The sequence below is a fragment of the Desulfosporosinus youngiae DSM 17734 genome, assembly GCF_000244895.1.
Taxonomy (GTDB): domain Bacteria; phylum Bacillota; class Desulfitobacteriia; order Desulfitobacteriales; family Desulfitobacteriaceae; genus Desulfosporosinus; species Desulfosporosinus youngiae.
On record NZ_CM001441.1, the window covers coordinates 5348684 to 5366900 of the forward strand.

At 47.2% G+C, this 18217-nt stretch carries 22 protein-coding genes; all 22 read right to left on the reverse strand.

Features of this window, described 5'->3' with window-relative positions; all coding sequences use genetic code 11:
- Window positions 1-55 precede the first annotated feature (55 nt).
- Window positions 56-346, reverse strand: coding sequence for an ethanolamine utilization microcompartment protein EutM (gene eutM, locus DESYODRAFT_RS24775; protein ID WP_007787259.1), 291 nt, complete (start codon window positions 344-346; stop codon window positions 56-58).
- A 20-nt stretch (window positions 347-366) separates the two neighbouring features.
- Complete coding sequence (locus tag DESYODRAFT_RS24780) at window positions 367-1008, reverse strand: phosphate propanoyltransferase (RefSeq protein WP_007787260.1); 642 nt, start codon at window positions 1006-1008, stop codon at window positions 367-369.
- A 2-nt stretch (window positions 1009-1010) separates the two neighbouring features.
- Window positions 1011-2495: an acetaldehyde dehydrogenase (acetylating) gene (locus DESYODRAFT_RS24785; RefSeq protein ID WP_007787261.1), complete on the reverse strand. Its 1485-nt coding sequence runs from the start codon at window positions 2493-2495 to the stop codon at window positions 1011-1013.
- A gap of 53 nt (window positions 2496-2548) precedes the next feature.
- A complete protein-coding gene (locus tag DESYODRAFT_RS24790) occupies window positions 2549-3166 on the reverse strand; it encodes a BMC domain-containing protein (protein WP_007787262.1) in 618 nt (205 codons plus the stop codon).
- An 11-nt stretch (window positions 3167-3177) separates the two neighbouring features.
- On the reverse strand, window positions 3178-3831 hold the full coding sequence (locus DESYODRAFT_RS24795; protein ID WP_007787263.1) for a cupin domain-containing protein: 654 nt from the start codon (window positions 3829-3831) through the stop codon (window positions 3178-3180).
- Between the two features lie 50 nt (window positions 3832-3881).
- Window positions 3882-4430: a BMC domain-containing protein gene (locus DESYODRAFT_RS24800; protein ID WP_007787264.1), complete on the reverse strand. Its 549-nt coding sequence runs from the start codon at window positions 4428-4430 to the stop codon at window positions 3882-3884.
- A complete protein-coding gene (locus DESYODRAFT_RS24805; protein ID WP_007787265.1) occupies window positions 4423-5760 on the reverse strand; it encodes a 4Fe-4S dicluster domain-containing protein in 1338 nt (445 codons plus the stop codon). The genes DESYODRAFT_RS24800 and DESYODRAFT_RS24805 overlap by 8 nt, the downstream gene beginning before the upstream one ends.
- Before the next feature lie 21 nt (window positions 5761-5781).
- Window positions 5782-6042, reverse strand: a complete 261-nt coding sequence (locus DESYODRAFT_RS24810; protein WP_007787266.1) for a EutN/CcmL family microcompartment protein — start codon at window positions 6040-6042, stop codon at window positions 5782-5784.
- Complete coding sequence (locus DESYODRAFT_RS24815; protein WP_007787268.1) at window positions 6039-6350, reverse strand: BMC domain-containing protein; 312 nt, start codon at window positions 6348-6350, stop codon at window positions 6039-6041. Before DESYODRAFT_RS24815 ends, DESYODRAFT_RS24810 begins: the two co-directional genes overlap by 4 nt.
- A gap of 18 nt (window positions 6351-6368) precedes the next feature.
- Window positions 6369-7211 carry an ethanolamine utilization protein EutJ gene (gene eutJ, locus DESYODRAFT_RS24820; RefSeq protein ID WP_007787269.1) on the reverse strand — a complete coding sequence of 281 codons (843 nt, stop codon included), beginning with the start codon at window positions 7209-7211 and terminating at the stop codon, window positions 6369-6371.
- Window positions 7199-7870 (reverse strand): hypothetical protein, encoded by a 672-nt coding sequence (locus DESYODRAFT_RS24825; protein ID WP_007787270.1) that lies wholly within the window; start codon window positions 7868-7870, stop codon window positions 7199-7201. The genes eutJ and DESYODRAFT_RS24825 overlap by 13 nt, the downstream gene beginning before the upstream one ends.
- Window positions 7871-7919: 49 nt before the next feature.
- Window positions 7920-8366 (reverse strand): EutP/PduV family microcompartment system protein, encoded by a 447-nt coding sequence (locus DESYODRAFT_RS24830; protein ID WP_007787271.1) that lies wholly within the window; start codon window positions 8364-8366, stop codon window positions 7920-7922.
- The gene (gene eutS, locus DESYODRAFT_RS24835; protein ID WP_007787273.1) at window positions 8363-8716 is read right to left on the reverse strand and encodes an ethanolamine utilization microcompartment protein EutS; all 354 of its coding nucleotides are present in this window, start codon (window positions 8714-8716) and stop codon (window positions 8363-8365) included. The genes DESYODRAFT_RS24830 and eutS overlap by 4 nt, the downstream gene beginning before the upstream one ends.
- A gap of 43 nt (window positions 8717-8759) precedes the next feature.
- The gene (gene cutD, locus DESYODRAFT_RS24840) at window positions 8760-9740 is read right to left on the reverse strand and encodes a choline TMA-lyase-activating enzyme (protein WP_007787274.1); all 981 of its coding nucleotides are present in this window, start codon (window positions 9738-9740) and stop codon (window positions 8760-8762) included.
- Between the two features lie 435 nt (window positions 9741-10175).
- Window positions 10176-10466, reverse strand: coding sequence for a helix-turn-helix domain-containing protein (locus DESYODRAFT_RS24845; RefSeq protein WP_007787276.1), 291 nt, complete (start codon window positions 10464-10466; stop codon window positions 10176-10178).
- A 2-nt stretch (window positions 10467-10468) separates the two neighbouring features.
- Window positions 10469-11479: a DMT family transporter gene (locus DESYODRAFT_RS24850; RefSeq protein WP_007787278.1), complete on the reverse strand. Its 1011-nt coding sequence runs from the start codon at window positions 11477-11479 to the stop codon at window positions 10469-10471.
- A 78-nt stretch (window positions 11480-11557) separates the two neighbouring features.
- Complete coding sequence (gene cutC, locus DESYODRAFT_RS24855; protein WP_007787279.1) at window positions 11558-14101, reverse strand: choline trimethylamine-lyase; 2544 nt, start codon at window positions 14099-14101, stop codon at window positions 11558-11560.
- Window positions 14102-14120: 19 nt separating this feature from the next.
- A complete protein-coding gene (locus DESYODRAFT_RS24860) occupies window positions 14121-15629 on the reverse strand; it encodes an acetaldehyde dehydrogenase (acetylating) (protein ID WP_007787281.1) in 1509 nt (502 codons plus the stop codon).
- Between the two features lie 51 nt (window positions 15630-15680).
- Window positions 15681-15971 carry a BMC domain-containing protein gene (locus tag DESYODRAFT_RS24865; RefSeq protein ID WP_007787284.1) on the reverse strand — a complete coding sequence of 97 codons (291 nt, stop codon included), beginning with the start codon at window positions 15969-15971 and terminating at the stop codon, window positions 15681-15683.
- Between the two features lie 27 nt (window positions 15972-15998).
- The gene (locus DESYODRAFT_RS24870; protein ID WP_007787285.1) at window positions 15999-16298 is read right to left on the reverse strand and encodes a BMC domain-containing protein; all 300 of its coding nucleotides are present in this window, start codon (window positions 16296-16298) and stop codon (window positions 15999-16001) included.
- 272 nt (window positions 16299-16570) lie between these two features.
- Entirely contained in the window at window positions 16571-17788 is a 1218-nt protein-coding gene (gene trxB, locus DESYODRAFT_RS24875; RefSeq protein ID WP_007787287.1) for a thioredoxin-disulfide reductase, read from the reverse strand.
- Window positions 17789-17811: 23 nt separating this feature from the next.
- Window positions 17812-18138: a thioredoxin family protein gene (locus DESYODRAFT_RS24880; RefSeq protein ID WP_007787289.1), complete on the reverse strand. Its 327-nt coding sequence runs from the start codon at window positions 18136-18138 to the stop codon at window positions 17812-17814.
- Window positions 18139-18217 lie beyond the last annotated feature (79 nt).

Below are 18217 nucleotides of genomic sequence, written 5' to 3' on the forward strand. Positions count from 1 at the left end.
AAGGCCAAAACCTCATAGAGATTTTGGCCTTTGCCGTAAGCTTTTTAAGGGGGCATTATGCTTCTTTCTTAGCTGAGGGGAGAATCATTTCTACGTCACCATGGGGACGGGGAATGACATGAACGGAGATCAGTTCTCCAACACGCTGAGCTGCAGCGGCTCCGGCATCGGTGGCCGCTTTTACAGCACCAACATCTCCTCTTACCATAATGGTCACCAGACCACCGCCGACGAATTCGCGGCCAATCAGCTGAACGTTGGCAGCTTTCACCATGGCGTCTGCCGCTTCTATTGCTCCTACAAGACCTTTGGTTTCAATTAATCCTAAAGCTTCTGATCTACTCATTTTTGTTTCCTCCTAAAATTTTAGTTTGCTAGTTTTATTTTTGAAGTTGAGGCGAGATGCATGGCATTCGCTTCTTCCGTATCAATATGAAATTCCAGGACCGAGGTATTATTGGCTCTGATGACGACATTGGAGTAAGTTCCTCCCCGAAGTCCATCTATTTGGATCGTCACTTGTTCCCCATCGGTTACGCCAAAGTTTTTGGCATCCTCCAGGCTCATATGAATATGGCGCTGCGCTATCAAGAGGCCTTTGCCAAGTATGACACTTCCTTTGGGGCCAATGAGAGTGATTCCCGGGGTTCCCGGCAGATCTCCCGACAACTTCACCGGCGCGGTTATGCCAAGTTTGAAGCAATCTGCCTGGAGTATTTCTACCTGGGATTCCCTTCGCACCGGTCCGAGAATGCGAACTTTTTCAATAGCGCCTTTAGGCCCTGCTATGGTCAGGGTTTCCTTGCAGGCATATTGCCCGGGCTGGGATAAATCCTTGGCTTTTGTCAATCGGTATCCTGCACCAAACAAGGTTTCCAAATCCGCTTGGGAAAGATGAATATGACGGTTGGATATGCCAACGGGTATGGATTGGTCGTCCTTTTGCAAATACCCCCCTTCTCTAATTGCTTCCAAGAGAAGCGCTGCTAAATCATCATACTTTCCCACGGTTATTTACCACCTCTTTGTTTGAGCAGCGCAAGGACTTCATTCACCACGCTCATAATCTCATCGTCACCGACAGCGCTGGGGCTGCCGCTTTGTCCCACACAGGCTGAAGAGACAGAGGGCGTGTTTTCGGCAACGTCTTTGATTCCATAGGCTATACGCTTGATATTAATCAAGTGCAGGGGAGTTACATTATCGGAAGTTGCGCTTCCGCCCCAAGTACCGCAGCCCAGGGTAAAGGACGGGGACAGTCCCGTACTTGCCCCCACACCCCCTTGGCTGGAGGCTGTGTTGACTAAAATCCTGAAGACAGGTTTTTCGGCAAATTTCATGACCATTTCAGGGTTTTCTGTATGAATGGAAAGGCTGTGCCCGACACCGCCATTATGCAAAAGTTTGATGCACAGATCACAGGCTTCCTGCCAATCGTTGACAGTATAGAAGGCTAGTACCGTCGTCAGCTTTTCATAGGACAGGGGATATTCTTCACCCACGCCCTGTTGTTCTCCCAACAGGACTTTTGTTCCGGGAGGAATGGTTATCCCGGCACTGTCTGAGATGACAGCCGCTGATCTCCCCACCATTTTTGCGTTCATGGCATGACCGCGGACAAATAACTTTTTGGCCACTTGGTTTGTTTCCCCAGGGGTCATGAAGTATCCGCCCTGGCGTCTGAACTCTTCCATAACCTGGTCACGAATGCATTCTTCAACAATTACGGACTGCTCAGAAGCACATATGGTGCCATTGTCAAAGGTTTTACTGGCAATGATATTCTTGACCGCTTTCCTAATATCGGCGGATCTTTCAATATAGGCCGGAACATTGCCCGGGCCGACACCCAAGGCCGGTTTTCCTGCGCTATAAGCGGCCTTGACCATGGCTGAGCCGCCTGTGGCGATGATCATAGCCACTTCGTCGCATTTCATCAGTTCATTGGTGGCATTCATTGAAGGCTTTGAGATACAGCCAATGATATTAGCCGGGGCACCGGCAGCTACGGCGGCATCGTTCATCAGTCTGGCTGCCTGCAAAGTGCACTTCAGGGCCGAAGGGTGGGGGGAGAACACAATCCCGTTCCGGGATTTAATGGCGATAATGGATTTGTAGATGGCCGTTGATGTAGGATTGGTTGAGGGAATAATCCCCATGAGCACGCCTACCGGTTCGGCAATTTCCATTAGTTTGTTGACCTTGTCATTTTTGACGACTCCGATCGTCTGCATGGGTTTGATGAATTCATAGAGTTCTGTGGAAGCAAAACGATTTTTAAAGATTTTATCCTCTACTTTGCCAAACCCTGTTTCTTCCACTGCCAATCTTGCCAGAGAAGCGGCATTCTCCTCCGCGGCTTTCACCATATTACGGATAATTTTATCAATCTGCTCGGCATTGAATTTAGCCAGCTGAGTTTGAGCCACCTTGGCCTGACGGGCAAGATTTCTGGTCTCTTGCACGGATTGTAAATCATAATCAAAGTTTTCCAAGTTACTATCCCTTCCTCCACTGTCTCGATCGTTTCCAGGTACATTGTTCGTAGTTACTCAATCTCCCGCTCGTAATATCCCTTGAATTTCTGGATCAGTAAGTCTTTGTTTGCTTTGGAAATGGCTCTCCCTGCGAAGCCAAGTTCTTTGTAGTCTCTGGCCAGATTTCTAAGCTTTACCACGGAAAAGGATCGCAAGAGGTTCAAGCTCTTGCCAAGGCCGACTTCCTGTACGAGAGCATCGACTTCCTCTTTGCAGAGTCGCTTCAGCGTTATTTGCTCCAACTTAGTACATTCTTCTTTTATGATCTCGGCTGATTCTGCCTCTCCGGCAGCTTTGTCACAGTTTCCTAAGGGATCGGTCAGGTTCGGGTTCGGATCAGAGTCTGAAAGAACGCTTGTTTTCTCAAAGACCATGCTTTCAAGGGCAGGATGGGGTCTGGGAATCACATGCTGAGAAACCAATGAGGAACCCATCCTTGCAGCCGCAGTTACACCTGCCTCCACGGCAGCTTTAACCGCTCCCACATCGCCTGTTATGGCAATTGTAACGAGGCCGGCACCGGTCAAGGTCCTCCCCATGAGCTCTACTTGTGCGGTTTTTAGCATGACATCTGCACATTCAATAGCAGGAACGAGTCCCCGGGTCTCAATTAGTCCAAGAGCCTGCATAGTTTACCCTCCTATTGTTGTGCCATGACATAAAAGAATTTGACATAATCCGAAGAACTCCAGGTTACTTTAGAACCCTTAGGTACAAAAAGGACATCTCCCTGATGGGCATGAAACGTCTCACCATCGATGGTGATGGACAGGCTTCCTTCGAGAATAATATCAATCTCTTCGCAGCATAATTCCCGCTCAAAGCTGGATTTTTCGATGGTCAAAAAGCCTGCGCTCATTTTGGAATCATCTTTGCCGATCACTTCACGATAAGCTACATCAGTGCCGGGATCTCCTGTATCAAAGGGTTCGAATTTTACAGTCCTGCCGCGTACAATCTTCAGTCCGGTTTTTGCGCCATAAACCGCACGGAAGGGGGATTCAGGAGATGGGTTAGGGACACTTGCCAGGCGTCTGCTGCCCAATACCGCTTTTACCACTTGAAGGATTATTTCCGGGTCAAGCTCGTTTTCCTGGTTCTCTTTCTTCGGCAGTCCGCTTGGTTTAGCCATGTGGCTTCCTTCAGCAGATGAGTCTGTTGTAAATTCCACACCCAGCTCTCTGGCCAGGTCTTTAGCCGCCATGGTAATGATTGTATTGCAGTCGATGCAGATTCGTTTTTGCCCTTTTTCTGCGGCTGCTTTTACCTCGGTTGCAGAAACAAGTTTTTTCAAGGTGCACCTCCTTTCAATCCTCTAAGGTATAGAAGTCGATTATTGCAACGTTAGAATAACGAAGCCCACAATCTGTCCGATGGTGAAGGAATTACTTCTGTATCAACCAGCAAGCCTTTTTCCATAGCGATGGCTTTCCCGGCTTGAATACCCGCTTCCACAGCGCCGACATCCCCGGTGAAGGTGAAGTAGGCTTTGCCGCCCAAACCACTGCCTAAACGCAGTTCCAGAGCTTGTACATCCGCTGCTTTGAGTACCGCATCAGCTGAAATAATCATTGATGCCAGGGAAAAACATTCCATAATTCCCAGGGCCCCGATTCCATCAGGCATGGTTGTGGCCGTGATGGCTGGGAAAATGCCTTCATGAACATTAGCGAGGATAAAGCTGTCGACCAGATATTCGCCTGCTGTTTCAATCCCTACGCTGATCGAGCTTTCTACAGCGGCGACATCTCCTTTGATGATGGCGATATATTTACCGGGACAGACGGGGGTTGCGCTGACCACTTCCACGTAGGCTGTTTTAAGCATCAAGTCTGTCGCATGGATCCCCCGGGCAATACTCGTAAGCTCAATCATACCTATTGCACTATACATACGAACCCACCTTTATCAAAATAGAATGATCCTTAATCTCTGCCACAGTTCCTTCGAAACTGGAGTGAACGGGGGCTCCAAGGCTGTTGTCCGGAATTTTGCCAATCAGTTGTCCGGCTTTCACCTTCTCGCCGATCTCAACCACCGGGATTGCCGGCGCTCCAATGTGCTGCTGCAGAGCAATCCGGATGTATTCGGGGCGAAACTCGACCTGAGTCATAGGGGCCGGTTGATCGAAGGCTGATAAGCCAAGTTTCATGACGAGACGTTTACTGGGAATCAGGCGGTAGTCTCTGGCCGGCCGCGCTTGGAAATCCATCTCCAGGGGCTGATATCTTATCCCTTGTTCCGCCAGCTTACGTTTGTAAAGGCTATTGACCGAGCGGGGATGGAGATTAGCCGGGCAGGAAAATAATTCGCAGGCATTGCATTCGCAACACAATTGGGCGATTTGCTGGTCCTTGACATCCTCCAAATTGTAGCTCAGAGCGCGCATGACTTTATGGGGCTGCATATTGTGCCCCAGGAGATAACGGGGACACAGATCGGTGCACATGCGGCATTGTTCACAGGCAGTCTTGCCGATGACTCTGGCCCGCTCGAGGCTGACGGATTTTTTCCGGATCAGAAAGTGGTCCTTTTTAAGCAGGACATAGCCTTTGCTTTTTTTGGTTACATACCCATTAACCTGGTTCAGGACAGAACCCATCATAGGGCCGCCATCGATCACGGCATAATCATCCGGATTGTCTACTCCGCATTGTCCGATGACCTCTTGGATGGATACGCCTACGGGTACTTTAAGGGTCATACGCTGAGGAATATCTCCAGCTACGGTAATATAGGTTTCTGTGACAGGCTTTCCGGCTATGGCCCTGCATATATTCAGGGCAGTTTCCGAATTGATAACCACACACCCTACTTTAAGAGGAATGGCTGCCTCCGGAACAATTCGTTGGGTCAGTTCATGAACTAAAACCTGTTCGTCCCCAGCGGGATAGATATCCCTAAGCTCCATCACTTCCATATAATCTGTAAGTCCCAAAGCTGAAATTCTTTCCCGCATGAGGCCAATGACCTTTTTATGTTTGCCCTTGATACCCATGATGGCTTTGCGGGCTTCAACCTGTCTTCCCGCCGCTTCCAAACCTCTGATGATTTGATCAGGAAACAGCTCCATCAATTGCTGGTCCACGCGAAGCAGGGGTTCACATTCAGCTCCATTAAGCAATATATACTCGGCTTGAGAGGTTAGTTTAGCATGAGTCGGAAATCCGGCTCCGCCTGCCCCAATCACTCCTGCCTCCTTGACTAAGTTCAGCAGATCCAACGTTCCCCACCTCCGGTTTTTTTAAAATGTGCAGTCTTCGTCAATAATGCCTACAATGGCTGCATCAATGGGTACATCCTCCCGATCCATCATTTTGCGGGCCGAGCTGCCAAGACTGACCAGGACTCGGTCCCCTATGCCAGCACTGATGGTGTCCGCGGCTATGATGAGACGACCGGCATCAAGACCGCCCAGGATTTCTACCAACATGAATTTCAGCCCTACAAGGGAATCCGCTTTTCTGGTTGCCCAAATATTATCAATTACTTTTGCAGCTATCATCGGATTTCACCTGTTTTCTCTTCTTTAAATTTATAGATTATTTCCTGGATAGCAGCTTCCACTGATGCCGTATCACCGAAGACAGCGATCATAATCATATTCTGGGGGCATTGACCTTTAATGTCTTCCACAACCACCCCTGCCGCTTTTTCCGCAATATCCGCAGCAAAAACCATATCAATTAACCGCCCTTGAACTAAACCTACCGCATCATAGTTCTCAATAGAGACTGTTGAAGAGGAGCCTTTACGCCGAAAGAGCATATCCACAGTCCCCCTGGAAGGGGATTTTATAATTCGATACTCCATGTTATACGTCACTCCTGATTAAAGGATTTCCTGGGTGCAGTTAAGGGCAATACCTAAAGGGGTTACAAACATGGGGTTCTTGGGTTTATAAGTGGGAAGGTTGGTTTGTTTGGCGATAATATCCTCGATTCCATCCAGACAACAGGTCCCGCCGACCAAATAAATCTCGTTGACCGGGTATTCAGCTATATGACGGCTGATAATGGATGAGACCTTTTCAATCACCGGTCTTAATACGGGTATTAATTCCCGATGGTTTTTAAAATCACGCTTATATTGATCCGCATCCTCAAAACTCATTTTATAAGCACCGGAAATAACCAGAGAAAAGTGAGTACCCCCTGTCGGCTCATCGGCAACATAGATGACCTTGCCGTCTTTCAGAACGGCAGTCCCCGTAGTACCGCCGCCTATATCAACAATCGCACCGTCTTTAATCTTAAGTACGGCATTGGCCGCTGTCGGTTCATCCAATAGGTTGGTGATTTCGAAACCAGCCCCCTGTACTACATGTTTGATGGCTCCTGAGTCAAGGGTAAAGGTTCCCGGGGGAAGCGCTGCTGCCGCATAGATCAGTTCCGCACCCAGTTTTTCTTCAAGTTCTTGTTTTAACTCTCTGACGATGCGTATTGCCCCGATATAGTCCACCACCATCCCATCTTTGACGACACTGGCCAAGCGATAGGCTCCGGCAACCGGCTGATAATTCTCATCCAGAACTGCCAGGACAATATAGGCTGTTCCCAAATCAACGCCTGTGTAATAAACCGAGGATTTATGCAAGATGGGTGTTTTAATAACCTTCTCAAAATCACGAACAAGCTGATCGCAGTATAGAAAAGCTGGATTTACCCTTTCCATTCTTTACCCCCCAGACACTTCCGCATCATCATGCAGAGTATATTAATGATCAGATTGACCTTATCAATCAGGTCCTGTCGTGAGCAAACTTGCTTCTCCCGGTTCCAATAGGCCTCTAAGATGGCCGGTTCGACCCCTCGAAGGGAGGCGCGCAGGTAGTTCAACCGAGCAATCCCTTTTCCCTTTTCCAATCCCCCATCAAACTCGCTGATGTCAAGATAGTTTCCCAAATTATCCGATCGTTCTCTGATTTCTTCTTCCGACCATCCCCAAAATTGAAGATTGTCTGGAGGGATCTGCTCCCGTTCAGCATTTCGCAGGTTGCGAAAGGATCTGCCCAGGGCCATAACTTCTTCTGACAAAACAACCTCTCCGGAATCTAAAAGTTCAGCGGCAGTCAAAACAAATAGTGCTTCAATTGACTCCATTCCGGCCCGCAATCTCAGGCTGCCCCAGCTTGCTCCTGCTTGTGCCTGGTTCAGTACTTCGATGTTGGATTGATTGTCATCACAACACCGATCCGGTTCCAGCTTGACTCGTTTATCCACAAGAAACTGACGGGCCCCCGGAGTAATCTTTGTATCTGCCCTCAGTATATAGATTGCAAAGGGTTCCCTTTTGTATAAATCCCGCAATTCCATTTCCGTGATGAATCTCATTGCCTCACCTGCCCTTCTTGAAATCTCCTTTTCCTATCTGAAAACTTCATTATTTGAGGTTTGACGTTCCAAGTAAATGGTCTTTCAAGGCTCGTACACCGGCTTTGTCTTGCAACGAAATCCTGAAATAAGGTTCTCTAACCCCGGCTTTTTTCAATTGCTGAATACACACATCGGAATTATTGGGGGCTAAATCACTCTTGGTGATGACTCCAACGACCGGACAGTTAAAGGATTTGGCAAAAGCAGGCGGATAGACTTCAATGGGTCTGGATTGATCAATTAATATGAGTACATGGGACGCTGCTTGTGCCGTCGCTATCAGGTATTTATAGGTATAAGTGTTTTCAATATAAGAACCTGGCGTGTCAATGGCATTCTTTCCATAAACAACATCCTGAGTCTTTTTTAAAGGTCTGACGGAGTCATTTAAGACATTGGCCAAGGTGGATTTTCCTGATTGGGTGGGTCCGACGACCATAATCCGTTTTCTCATGTGCGTGTAATCTTGGCCGGCGTAAAGCCTAACAATTTTTCCAAGGTTTCATTAATAGCGATCATAGCTGCCTCAACACTGGCTACATCACCGGATATGACCAGGGACCCTGTAAAGCGATCCAGAAAACCGATCTCGACATCAGACGTCTTGGTGGCAATATCTGCAGCAATAATTGCTGTCTCACCCGGAGTTAGGGTTGAAATTCCCAGCGCTCCTGTTTCTTCAATTCCCAGACGTTCATAGATGTCCCGGGCGGGAGAAGCGATGATGTGAGCCAGAGTGACTTGTTTGCCAGGCACAGATTCCTGGATTATTCGCTTTCTGTCAAATTCATCGGCTACGCTCATAAAATCCCTCCGCACTATTATTATCTTTAGTCAGACGAGTTCACTAATGCTTAATAACTTTGACCGCTAAGTTATAGCCCTTTACAAACTCTTCAATTTTATCTAACTCGTCTTCCCTGAAGCTTAAATCCTCTTCAATGGGGTACTTCATGTCCAATTGCTTGTATTTGTTGATGCCTAATTTGTGATAGGGAAGCAAATCGATGCCTTGAAAGTTTTTATAACCTTTAAAGGTTTGCAGAAACTCCAGAGTTCTGCCAAGGGTGTCTTGACTGGCGTTTAAGCCCCTGAGGAGAGGCATTCTGACCTTGACCGCAAACCCCCGCCGGATGAGTTCGGTCAGGTTGTCCAGAATACGTTCATTGGGTACACCAGTGAGTTCATAATGCCGCTCAGGATCAATATGCTTAATGTCATACAGAAATAAATCGGTAAACTGAGCGATCCTAAGCAGGGAGTCCAGTTTTACATACCCGCTGGTTTCTATGGCCGTGTGAATTCCTAAACGCTGACATTCCGTCAGCAGGTTGACAGCGAATTCCGGCTGGGCTGTAACTTCCCCTCCCCCAAGAGTGACTCCCCCGCCTGAACTAAGGTAGAAAAGGGTATCTTGTTGGATGATTTCCAGGACATCCGTTATGGTTTTATCGGAGCCAACGATGGATATAGCTTGTTTAGGACACACGGTTTCGCATTTTCGGCAACCTATACAGTCCAGACTTCTGTTTACTTTGTGACTGGATCTTGTAAGATCCCTTTGCTGCTGTTCTTCTTGATCCGGGAAATAATGTATATGAACGGGACAGACAGAAAGACAGTTACCACAGTCAACGCACAAATCTTCTTTGTACATGACCTGATAGTTTCTTACAAGTCCCTCGGGATTCGAACACCACTTGCATCTTAGAGGACACCCCTTGAAGAAGATTAATGTGCGTATGCCCGGTCCATCATAGATGGAATATTTCTGGACATTGAAGATTCTCGCTTTTCGTTCTAAGATGCTGCCGCTTTCTGTACTCATAATGTCCCCATCCAGCTTTTATTTTTGGTTCCAACGTTTTGGCAGATATTTTTTAAGAAGTCTCCTGCCTTGATCGTTAATGGAATAGACTTGCATGCTCCCTGCCGTGGCACCAGCAAAGGATGAAAACGGGGTCGCTTGGGTCGGGCAGCTTCTCCCACATCCATTTACTCAGCACTCCGAGGCTCGCCCACTCACCGGTGCGGGACTCCGCCAAACCTCAGGGTAATACCTGATGTGAACCCGTGGCTCCGTTTCCCCGCACCGTCTTGTGGGCTTTTACCGCCTCTCCATGCGATGAGTTCACTCCTGTGGGAGAAGCTGCCTTCCTTTAAGGTCTGCGGATTGTTTGAATGTTTTTGGGGTCTTTTTTCAGGGTAGTAGACTCTCATGCCGCTGTATTGGATTCTGCACACATAATGTCCCCATCCAGCTTTATTTTTGACTCCAACGTTTTGGCAGATATTTTTTAAGAAGTCTCCTGCCTTGATCGTTAACCGAGTAGTAGATGATCAATTCTCCCTGAGGGCCAAGTGCCACTTCATTATCGTCAACGATGGCGTTTGCTTTCATATTAAGCAGGTGATACATCACAACCTTTTTTGTGAACTGTCGTTCCGTGCCATACTCAGGTTCCAGGGCCTGCATAATCTCAGCAGCGCAGGCTTTATCAACCGTGGAAAGATAATGCAGTATCCTAAAGCGCAGGGGTAAAGTATCAGCCATGATTATGCCACCCCGCCTTTTTTGAAAAATTCCTTGGGGTTGATAGCTACAAAGGTAGCGCCAATTAGTACCAAGCCACTGCCTATGAGCAAATTCCGGGTAAGGGGCGAGTTCAGGAAAACGACTGAGAAGATAACTCCCCACATGACATAGGTTCCATTCAGAGCCATCCCTTTGGCGACTCCTATGGTCGAGTTGGCTCTATACCAGGACAGGTAAGATGTCCCAGCCACTAAGGCAGCAATGGCAAAGGCCCCCAGGGTTCCGGGCAGAGTCACAACTTGGGAAACCACGGCCCAGCCGCCGACGAATGGAAGAATGAAAATGGCCAGAAAAAGACTGGAGGTCAGTTCACGGATATTGATGGCAATTTTGGGGTCAATCATGGACATGCCGAACACGGCCAAGACAGCTTCTGCCCCCCATCCCAAAGCAGCTAACGCCGCGAAGAGCAGGCCAAGATAAAAGGTTTCGCTGTTCCCCCCTTCGGGCGGCACATAGGATATAACTATGGCACCGGTAACCGAGAGAAGCATACCCACCCAAACCCGGGGCACAATTTGCTGCTTAAGGAAAATCCAAGAAAGCAGAGCGCCCACAATCGGATATAAGGCGGTTATTGTTAAAGCATAAGCAGGTCCTGCCATTGAGATTCCCAGCAGGTATCCGCCATTAGCAACAGGTCCGCCGAACAAAGCCGCTACGCAAACCATCAGCCCGGGAAAGGTTTTAAGACTGCGGAGGATTTCCTTTAAACGCCCGGCTCCGACGTTATATAGGAGCAGCCAGAGGCCTGCCAAAGAATCATTAATACAGGCTGCGGCCAGCGGGATAGCAAATAGAGCCGCATTTTCACTCATGACAGGCACCAGACTTAAAGCCAGCCCTAAGAGTACACTGTTCAAACCCCAGGCACAGCCGCTGAAAAGACCTATGAAGACGCCTTTTCTGGCAAACTTGGCATTCATTTTTTCCTTCATTATAATGGCTGTTTGATTTCCAGATATGCTCATAAGACTGCACTCCCTCCTTATTATTATTTAGTACTTAGAGCCGGTCTCCCTGGACCTTCCACCCGCGAAACATCCTGCTTAAAAATGCTCCAATACGGTTCTGCTGATAATTTCATCCTGTACTTCTTTGCACAGCTCTACGAAGTAAGCACTATAGCCAGCCACACGAATGATTAAATCCCGGTATTTATCAGGTTCGATTTGAGCTTTCTTCAAAACTTCGTTGTCAACATAACTGAACTGCATTTGACCGTTGCCGAGAATAGACGCTGTTCTAAGTAAGGTGATCAGGCCATTTTCTCCCTCCGGAGTTTCCAGAATGCCGCGCAACAATTTGAAGTTGTGGACCATACCTATATTCATTGACTCGTTGCTGAGCTTACTGACGGATTTAATGATGGCGGTAGGTCCCAGCTTATCCGCGCCCTGAGTCGGACTGATTCCGTCTGACAGAGGAGTCCAGGCCAACCGCCCATTAGCCGTCGCGCCGGTAATTTCCCCGATGGGCGTGTTGTTGGAAATAGAAAGCGTGCCATGAGTGAAATGGGAATGGAGCATTTTAAAGGTATTGTGAACCCGTTCGGTCCAGATAATGAGATCTGAAGCGATTTCATCCACATAGTCGTCGTCATTCCCGTATTTCGGTGCATTCAGGCAGTCCGTCCGAAGGGCTTCATACCCTTCAAAATTCGCATCCAAGGCATCCCGGATTTGCTTTAGAGTGTATTTCTTGTCCTCAAAGACTAATTTCTTAATGGCGGCCATCGAATCCGCATAGGTTCCCAAGCCGGAGAAGATCAGTCCCGGGCCGCAATTGATCAGAGCGCCGCCGTTTGTAACATCCGTGCCTTTTTCCATGCACCCTTCTACCAGCAGGGACATTAAGGGTTTAGGGACAAGGTCCCGATGAATCCGCTGGCTGACGATGGTTCCGATGGCAGACAAGCGGATGATATGCTCAAGTTGTTTTTTGCAGGCAGCGTCAAATTCTTCATAGGTCTTAATATTGTCAAGCTCCCCCGTGTCAATCCCTTCCAAAGTGCCATGCCATTTCATCATCCCGCGATTCAGGACAAATTCTATAGCGATGGGCCATTGGGTATAACCGGTGGATGTCCACTGATAGATTCTGCCGGATTTTTGCGGTTCCACACAGCCCATGAGGCAATAATCCCGTGCATCTTCGATACCGAATCCCTTGGCCAGCATCATTTTAATATGAGTATCATCAAAGTGACATGCCGGGAATCCCAGCCCCGCTTTGACAACATCCACGATTTTCTTGAGATACTGCTGGGGAGATTTATTATGAATCCGGCAGGCCAGAGAGGGTTGATACATCTTGGTAAAACGAACGGCGTCCATGATCAGATAAGTCAGTTCATTGGTGGCATCCCCGCCGGTTCGCTTCTGTCCGCCAACGGTCAAGTTAATAAACGGCTGATACCCGGCAAAATACTTCGCTCCCAGTTCGCTGGACAACCACATAACTTCTGAGCATTTAATAATAAAGCTGCTTATTAATTCAAAGGCTTCCAGTTTATTTATTCTGCCTGCTTCCATGTCAGCTTTGAACATGGGATAAATGTATTGATCCAACCGTCCCAGAGAAATACCCGTCTGGTTTTCTTCCACGACAAACAGGGATTCCAGTGTCCAGATGGACTGGAGCGCTTCCTGGAAGGTGCGGGGAGGATTGGCCGGCACATAAGTCAGACAATCGGAAATTTTGTAGAGTTCTTTCTGCCGGGCTGAATCATGCTCTCTCTCGGCCAGCTCTCTTGCATAATCCGAAAGCCTTTGGGCATAAGCCAAAATTCCATCACAAGTCTCGATCTCCGCTTTATAAAAGTAAATCTTATCCAGGTCCTCCGGATTTTCCATGGACAGTTTGCTCAATCTATCGACGGCTTCCTGTCTAGCCCCCTTAATGCCCTTTTTAATCAGGATCACATCATAGCCCGGGCAGGTGTCGCCGCCGCCATTGACCTGATGGTAAGAAAGGTCACTGACAAAGGATTCGCCTGAAAATGACCACACGCCGGCTTCCTCATATTGGGTCTGACAAACCTCATCCACACTTTTGCCTTCCCAAAAGGGGAAGATCTCTTCCCGCAAAATCCGCTTGTCTTCCTCACTGATTTGAAAAGGGTCCTGCTGCCGGGTTGACATAGTATCCAGTTCGTCCCGAATCCATCTCCAGGCAATATCCGGAGACACGGCGCCGGCTCTGGGTTTCCCGCAGGGATGCCCTACAATCAATTCATCCTTTTGAATCACCAATGGGGCGGTCTCACAGGCCTTTCTGAAGCACTTGGCCCTGAGGAGAATTTTAGGCAGCCCCGGATTTTCTTTGGTTACTTGGGTGAAGGCTTGGGCCCGATAAATGCTGACACTTGGTTTAACCTTTAAATAGGCTGCCCTTAGTCGTTCTAAGCGCGGTGTAAGTCCGGTGATTTCCCCTTCAAATGCAGGCGATTTCGTCACACTGTTCGAAGAGGGACTGTTTGCGGACAACTCCTTGGAAATTCCCTGAAACAGCTTCATGATGGCAGCCGTTTCCTCCGGGGATAAGTGTTTTGTTGCCTCCGCAAATCTATTGGAAAACTCTCTGATATCCACGTTCTTTCCTCCCTCTACTTTAATAATCTCCGTACCACTTAAGCTGCTTCATTAATTCCTGGAGTAACTCTTTCAGATCATGTGTACTTTCAATGGAATTCCGACTGGTCGGGCCAGGAGCCTTACTTATTTCCGCAGTTTCAACCGCCGGTACACCAGCGGTAATATCCTCTATCTGCCGCACACCGTAACCAACTTTTCGTATATTAATCAAGTTCATGGGGGATACATTATCCGAGGTTAACCCGCCCCCTGCAGCGCCGCACCCCAAAGTCAAGGCCGGGAACAAATTCGTTGTGGCTCCTATACCCCCTAATGCAGCCGGAGTATTCACCAACACTCGGGATACCGGCTTCTTTAAAGCGAACTCCCGAATCACTTCTTCATTCTTGGAGTGAATGACCAAGGTATGTCCCCGCCCCTCATTAATCAGCAACTCTATGCACTTTTCACAAGCATTCATCCAGTCTTTTTCCACGTAAAATGCCAGAACCGGGCAAAGTTTCTCTCTGGAATAGGGATGATTTGGAGAGACATATTTTTGTTCGGAAATCAATACTTTTGTATCATCCGGGACAGCCAGGCCGCTTCGCCATGCCAACTCCAGGGCGGATTTACCGACAATTTCCGGATTTAAGCTGTCATCAGAACGGAAGAATAGCTTACTAAGCCGGGCTGATTCCTGTTCGGACATAAAATAAGCCCCATTTTCCCTAAGCTCCCGTCTTACTTCAGCGGCGATACAGCTCTCTGCAACAATGGATTGTTCCGAAGCAGGGACAATCCCGTTATCGAAGGTCCGGCTGAAAATAATATCTTCTACGGCCTTTTTTATGTCGGCCGATCGCTCAATAAAGGCCGGTCCGTTACCCGGGCCGCCATAAATGGTTGGTTTACCGGATGTATAGGCCGCCCTGACCATCTTTGGCACACCGGTAATCAGGATCAGGGATGTGTCTTGATGGTTCATCAAGGCAACCGTACCGTCAACAGCCAGGGTACGCAAATAGCCGATGGCACCGCTTGGTAATCCGCTTTCCTCCGCAGCCTGGATTAGGATATCAAGGGTCTTGGAGATCGTCTTTTTGGCCTTGGGATGAGGAGAAAAGACAATCCCATTTCCGGATTTTACGGCGAGCAGTGCTTTATAGATTGTCGTAGATGCTGGGTTGGTGGAAGGAGGCAAGCCCGCGATCACACCAACAGGAACCCCAATATCCATGGTCTTGTTAACTTTATCATCATTGATAATACCGACAACGTTCATGTTCTTGATTTTCTTATAGAGAAAATCACCGGCAAAGATATTCTTAACAAGCTTGTCCTGCCATTTGCCAAACCCTGTTTCTTCATGGGACAAAAGAGCAAGCTCTTTGGCAGATTTGCAGGCCGCTTCAGCCATATGCCGGACAATTTTATCCAGCTTTTCCTGAGGAAAAGCTGCCAGTATCTTTTGAGCCTCGCGCGCATTTTCCACGAGAATTCGAGCCTCTTGGACGGAGAGCAGATCATTATCGATTCTATTCATGCTCAATTCCCCCCTTTCCACCCGCAGAATCAATCAACTAACCTTGGGTCATTACCAGTCAAGAACGTATTTAGCAATAATCTTTTCTACTTCCGCATGCGGCCTGGCAATAACAAGGGAGCTATACACCCGGCCCACTTTGCCTGCTTCTATAACACCTGCCTCGACAGCCGCTGTTACCGCTCCTACATCCCCGCGAACAACAACGGAAACCAGACCGGATGCCACGTTTTCATAACCAACCAATTCGACATCCGCAGCTTTACACATGGCATCCGCAGCTTCCAGCACTGAAACCAGACTATAGGTTTCTATGAATCCTAAGGCACCATTTTTGTTCACACGGACTCCCCTTTCCACTAATCAATATCAGTCCGCATCAATGTCATGTCTTGAAACAATTTTTCCTACTCTGCTAATGGGACGCGGAATGACATGGGAGGCGGTCATCTCACCAATAGCGGCTGCTGCTGCTGCGCCTTTTTCCACAGCCGACCTTACCGCAGCCACATCTCCTTTAACCATGACCGTGACAAGCCCTGACCCCATATTTTCGTAAGCAACAAGAACAACATCAGCGGCTTTACACATGACATCCGCTGCCTGAATAGCAGGAACCATTCCTCTTGTTTCAATAAGACCTAAGGCCTCTTCTCCGGAGTATTTCATCGAAACAACTCCTCTTCTTTATAAATAATCCTTTAACCAATAATAACTTGGTCTTCATATTAGAGCATTTTAGACGTTTCCCGGAATAATAAACACATAATTGCTTTTAGAACTAATTATTGGAGCTTGACAAATTGTATATAAAATTCCGCTCTTGAGCCGGAATGTTTGTTTCTTAAATCAAAAAGCATTATCTCTGTTTTAAAGCCAGGCAAGAGAGCTGTAGTTCTTCGCTAAGCTCTCTTTTTTGCCTATCTCTAAAAAGACTATAGCTAGCATAATAATTGGGCTTTTAGTTTTTCTTTATCCATGCTGCAATCCAGTCGTTTAATTTCTTCCCCTTTATCCAGAACAACAACTGCAGGTACCTTATCTATCCCATATTTTTGAGCAAGAGTCTTCTTGGTTGCCATATCGACTTTGAAGATTTTGTAATCGTTAACAGTTTCGTTAAAGATTCCTTCTAATAAAGTGCCGAATTCCAGGCTTTCATTGACTAGGACATTAAAAAATACTAATAATGTTTTTTTATCGTTTTGCAGAATCTTGGCGTTAAAATCCTTGAGTTCCTCAATGTAGCGTTCAGCTGCTACAGCGGCTGTCGCCCCATCACCTGCTGCAGAGACAACTTGTCTTAAATATTTCACCCGATTATCTCCGGCCGCATAGACTCCTTCAAGGTTTGTTTCCATGCTCTCATTAACTGGAACATACCCTCTTTTGTCCATATCAAGTCCGCTATCCTTGAGGAAACGGGTAGAAGGAATCATTCCGACGAAGAAGAATACACCCTGACAGGGTAGTTCAGATGTACTGCCAGTCTTTAGGTTTTTAAGTTTTACTCCCTCTACATTCTCATCTCCAAGGACTTCCTCAACGGTTGAGTTCCATATAAACTTCAATTTATCGTTATTAAATGCTCTTTCAGCGCTTACTTTATTGCAATCGAGAATCCCTTCATCATGTAAAACAATCACGGTGACTTTGCGGGCAAACTTGGTAATATACATACCCTCTTCGATAGCCTGGTCACCGCTCCCGACAACAACAACATCTTCCCCTTCGAAAAACTCTGCATCACAGGTTGCGCAATACGCTACTCCACTCCCGCGCAGTCTTTTTTCCCCTGGGATATTCAGAAGCCTCGGCTCACTGCCGCAGGCCATGATAACGGCCTTGGCGAAGAATTCTTTGCCTTTTTTGGTCTTGATGATTTTATCTTCCTTAGAAAAATCAACACTAACGACCTCTTCTTTTAAGAATTCGACCCCAAAACTTTGGGCGTGCTTATGGAAATCCTTCATAAGATCCGGCCCGGAGACCTGGATGTAGCCAGGATAATTGACGATCTCCCTTGTGGTATCCGCTAAGCCGCCAATGGTGCCTTTATTGATAACTAAGGTTCTAAGCTTGGCACGACCGCCGTAGATGGCTGCAGAAAGTCCAGCGGGCCCCCCTCCAATAATAATCAAATCAAAACTATTTGCCACTGCTTCCACATCCCTTTAAATGATTATGCTTCAAGAACTTCTGCAATTTTCTCTTCAATTTGTTCTTCCTCTGCTGCACCGGCTTGCTTACCTTGATACTCACCATTATTGAAGAAAAGGATCTGAGGTACACCTTTTAAAGAAAACCGCTGAAACAAATTTTTGTCTTCTTCAACATCAACATAATAAAAACCAAATTTACCTTCATATTGAGGCTGCAATTCTTCTAACATGGGAACAACTTCTTTACATACATGACAGTCTTTTCTTGAAAAGATCACCAAACAAGGCTCACAATTATCATAAATTATTTCTTCAAAACGGCTCGAATTTAGTTGTTGCAAAGACATAATCTCCACTCCTCGTAAATTAATGATGTATCTAGCTAAACATAATCCTACATCAGCACTTTTACAGCTTTTACAGCTT

What these genes read in the sequence shown, in the direction of transcription:
- eutM (WP_007787259.1), bottom strand. Translation starts at nt 346, where the DNA reads ATGAGTAGATCAGAAGCTTTAGGATTAATTGAAACCAAAGGTCTTGTA.
- DESYODRAFT_RS24880 (WP_007787289.1), bottom strand. Translation starts at nt 18,138, where the DNA reads ATGTCTTTGCAACAACTAAATTCGAGCCGTTTTGAAGAAATAATTTAT.
- cutD (WP_007787274.1), bottom strand. Translation starts at nt 9,740, where the DNA reads ATGAGTACAGAAAGCGGCAGCATCTTAGAACGAAAAGCGAGAATCTTC.
- DESYODRAFT_RS24810 (WP_007787266.1), bottom strand. Translation starts at nt 6,042, where the DNA reads ATGATAGCTGCAAAAGTAATTGATAATATTTGGGCAACCAGAAAAGCG.
- DESYODRAFT_RS24830 (WP_007787271.1), bottom strand. Translation starts at nt 8,366, where the DNA reads ATGAGAAAACGGATTATGGTCGTCGGACCCACCCAATCAGGAAAATCC.
- DESYODRAFT_RS24790 (WP_007787262.1), bottom strand. Translation starts at nt 3,166, where the DNA reads ATGCAGGCTCTTGGACTAATTGAGACCCGGGGACTCGTTCCTGCTATT.
- DESYODRAFT_RS24825 (WP_007787270.1), bottom strand. Translation starts at nt 7,870, where the DNA reads ATGAGATTCATCACGGAAATGGAATTGCGGGATTTATACAAAAGGGAA.
- DESYODRAFT_RS24870 (WP_007787285.1), bottom strand. Translation starts at nt 16,298, where the DNA reads ATGAAATACTCCGGAGAAGAGGCCTTAGGTCTTATTGAAACAAGAGGA.
- DESYODRAFT_RS24815 (WP_007787268.1), bottom strand. Translation starts at nt 6,350, where the DNA reads ATGGAGTATCGAATTATAAAATCCCCTTCCAGGGGGACTGTGGATATG.
- eutS (WP_007787273.1), bottom strand. Translation starts at nt 8,716, where the DNA reads ATGAGCGTAGCCGATGAATTTGACAGAAAGCGAATAATCCAGGAATCT.
- DESYODRAFT_RS24860 (WP_007787281.1), bottom strand. Translation starts at nt 15,629, where the DNA reads ATGAATAGAATCGATAATGATCTGCTCTCCGTCCAAGAGGCTCGAATT.
- DESYODRAFT_RS24845 (WP_007787276.1), bottom strand. Translation starts at nt 10,466, where the DNA reads ATGGCTGATACTTTACCCCTGCGCTTTAGGATACTGCATTATCTTTCC.
- eutJ (WP_007787269.1), bottom strand. Translation starts at nt 7,211, where the DNA reads ATGGAAAGGGTAAATCCAGCTTTTCTATACTGCGATCAGCTTGTTCGT.
- DESYODRAFT_RS24850 (WP_007787278.1), bottom strand. Translation starts at nt 11,479, where the DNA reads ATGAGCATATCTGGAAATCAAACAGCCATTATAATGAAGGAAAAAATG.
- DESYODRAFT_RS24800 (WP_007787264.1), bottom strand. Translation starts at nt 4,430, where the DNA reads ATGTATAGTGCAATAGGTATGATTGAGCTTACGAGTATTGCCCGGGGG.